General features: G+C 69.3%; 2 protein-coding genes. Both read left to right on the plus strand.

What is annotated here, in order from left to right; genetic code table 11:
* Positions 1-1,687 (plus strand): ATP-binding cassette domain-containing protein (locus FVW20_RS12165; RefSeq protein WP_196609824.1); only part of this gene is annotated, 1,687 nt, incomplete at its 5' end.
* Between the two features lie 215 nt (positions 1,688-1,902).
* Positions 1,903-2,642 (plus strand): Na+/H+ antiporter NhaC family protein (locus FVW20_RS12170; protein WP_307831515.1); only part of this gene is annotated, 740 nt, incomplete at its 3' end.

Raw genomic sequence — 2,642 nt, forward strand, 5'->3', positions numbered from 1 at the left:
GGCGGCCTTCCACGTGCTGGAGGCAGCGCGCGAGGCGGGCCGCCCCGTGGACGAGGCCGCCCTGGCGACGGCGCGGCGCGGGCTGGAATCGGGCGAAGGGTGGGAGCACTACGGCGATGTGCTGTCCGTGTGCAACCACCTGCGCCTGGACCCGGAACGCGAGTTCTCCACCCTGTCCGGCGGGCGCAAGCGCCGGGTGCTGCTGGCCCGTGCGCTGGTGGCATCGCAGGATCTGCTGCTGGACGAACCCACCAACCACATCGACATCGATACCATCGCCTGGCTGGAAGATTATCTGATGCGCCGCGCGCGCACGCTGGTATTCGTCTCGCACGACCGGGCCTTCGTGCGCCGCCTGGCCACCCGCATCGTGGAGGTGGACCGGGGCAGGCTGCATTCCTATGCCTGCGGGTACGACCAGTATCAGGAGCAGCGCGAGGCCCGGCTGGAGAACGAGGAGCGCCAGTTCGCCCTGTTCGACAAGAAGCTGGCCCAGGAAGAGGCCTGGGTGCGCCAGGGCATCAAGGCCCGGCGCACGCGCAACATGGGCCGGGTGCGCGCCCTGTACGCCCTGCGCGAGGAACGCGCCCGCCGCCGAGAAAGACAGGGCGGGGTGGCCATGCTGGCGCAGGAGGCGGAACGCTCCGGCAAGCTGGTCATCGAGGCGCGCAACGTGTGCTTTGCCCACGAGAACGCCAGGTCGGTGCTGCGCGATTTTTCGGCACTCATCCAGCGCGGCGACCGGGTGGGGCTGATCGGCCCCAACGGCTCCGGCAAGACCACCCTGCTGCGCCTGCTGCTGGGGCAGCTTACCCCCCATTCCGGCGAGGTGCGCCACGGCACCCGGCTGGAGATCGCCTATTTCGACCAGTTGCGCACGGCCCTGGACGGCGAGAAGTCGGTCATGGACAACGTGGCCGAGGGGGCGGACACCATAGAGGTCAACGGCAGCCGCCGCCACGTGGCCGGGTATCTGCGCGACTTCCTGTTCGAGCCGGACCGGCTGCGCCTGCCCGCCAAGGTATTGTCCGGCGGCGAACGCAACCGCCTGCTGCTGGCCAAGCTGTTCACCCGGCCCTCCAACCTGCTGGTGCTGGACGAACCCACCAACGACCTGGACGTGGAAACGCTGGATCTGCTGGAGGAACTGCTGGCCGAATACCAGGGCACCGTGCTGCTGGTGAGCCATGACCGCGCGTTCCTTGACGACGTGGTGACCAGCACCCTGGCCTTCGATGACGACGGCAACGTGCGCGAGTACGTAGGCGGCTACACCGACTGGCTGCGCCAGCGCCCGAAGCCGGTAGCCGATGCCGCCGGGGGGGGAAATGCCGGTGGAGAGGCGGGCAGCCGAGGGAGCAGTCAGCCGGGCGACGGCCCCGGAAACGGTCCCGTCAACGGTCCGGCCAACGGCCAGATACGCAAGCTCACCTTCAAGGAACAGCGCGAACTGGCCGGGCTGCGCGAAGAACTGGCGGCCCTGCCCGGCAATCTGGACGCGCTGGAGCGCGAACAGGCCACGCTGGAAGCCCGCCTTGCCGAGCCGGACTTTTTCACCTCCGACCCGGAAGGCTTCAACGCCGCCGCCGCGCGGGTCACCGCGCTGGAAGGCGAGCAGACCGCCCTGCTGGAACGCTGGGAAGTGGCGGAGGCGCGCATCGCGGAACTGGCCCAATTTCGCGAATGACCGTGAACAGCCGCGAATAACCGGCGCGGCATGATATGTTCGGGAACGCCCGCGCCCGCTTGTCCGGACACGCGGCGTCCCCATTCCCGTCTGCATGGTCCGCCGCCGCGCGCAGCACGCGTGCGGCGGGCTTTTCCCATCCGGTCCCGGTACCCGGACAAATCACAATGCATGCATCGGTCCGGCAGCCGCCGGGCTTCATCAAGGATACTGCCATGTCCCCGACGCCTCACGTTGCCGCGCTCCCGCATCAGCCCGCACCCAACCCCGTGGCCCTGCTGCCGCTGGGCCTGTTCCTGGTCCTGTTCATCGGCGCCGGGCTGGCCCTTGGCGCAGCAGGAACGGAAATGGCCTTCTACCAGCTGTCGCCCACGGTGGCCATTCTGCCCGCCATCGCCCTGGCCCTTGTCCTGCGCGAAAAGGACCCGGCCACGGCGGCCCGTCCCGGCAGCCTGACCCGGCGGGTCAACGTCTTTCTGTCCGGCGCGGGCGAGATCAACATCGTCACCATGTGCGTCATCTACCTGCTGGCGGGTGGCTTTGCCTCGGTGGCCTCTGCCATCGGCGGGGTGGAATCCACGGTGAACCTGGGGCTGTCGCTGGTGCCGCAGCGTTTGGTGCTGCCGGGTCTGTTCGTCATTTCGGCCTTCGTGGCCACGGCCATGGGCACCTCCATGGGCACCATCGCCGCCGTGGGGCCCATCGCGGCGGGCGTGGCCGCCCAGACCGGGATGGATGCCGCGCTGCTCATGGGCGCTGTGGTGGGCGGGGCCATGTTCGGCGACAACCTGTCCATGATCTCCGACACCACCATTGCGGCCACCCGTACCCAGGGTTGCGACATGCGCGACAAGTTCCGCATGAACTTCGCCATCGCGCTGCCCGCCGCGCTGCTGGCCGTGGCCGTGTTCTGGCTGGCGGGCGATGCGGGCCGGGCCGCCGCGCCCGGCTGTTC

This window comes from Nitratidesulfovibrio oxamicus (assembly GCF_015731765.1).
GTDB classification, from domain to species: Bacteria; Desulfobacterota; Desulfovibrionia; order Desulfovibrionales; family Desulfovibrionaceae; genus Cupidesulfovibrio; species Cupidesulfovibrio oxamicus.